Source organism: Paraburkholderia sp. NMBU_R16, assembly GCF_013282575.1.
GTDB lineage: Bacteria > Pseudomonadota > Gammaproteobacteria > Burkholderiales > Burkholderiaceae > Trinickia.
In genome coordinates this window covers 1-235 of the sequence record NZ_JAAAYE010000546.1, presented here as the reverse complement: position 1 = coordinate 235, position 235 = coordinate 1, and the positions used below count along the sequence as shown (strand labels likewise).

General features: G+C 66.8%; 1 pseudogene. It reads right to left on the bottom strand.

What is annotated here, in order from left to right:
* Window positions 1–235: pseudogene (locus tag GWC77_RS29040) on the bottom strand (IS110 family transposase); the annotation flags it as partial.

Here is a 235-nt window from a genome sequence, read left to right as displayed (position 1 = left end):
GACGATGGGCGGCGAGCACCTTCGGGTCCCGCTCGCCGGCGACGATGGCACGGATGATCGCCTGACCTGTCATCCCCATCACATCCTTGAGCACCTCGCCAAGCTGCAGATTCATCTGCACCATGGCTTTGTGCATGCGCAGTACCCAGGCGGCCTGTTCGGCAAGCAGCACCTCGCGCTGGCGCACGACCGCACGCACGACACAGACCTCGTCACCCGGGCGCCAGGCGGCCCT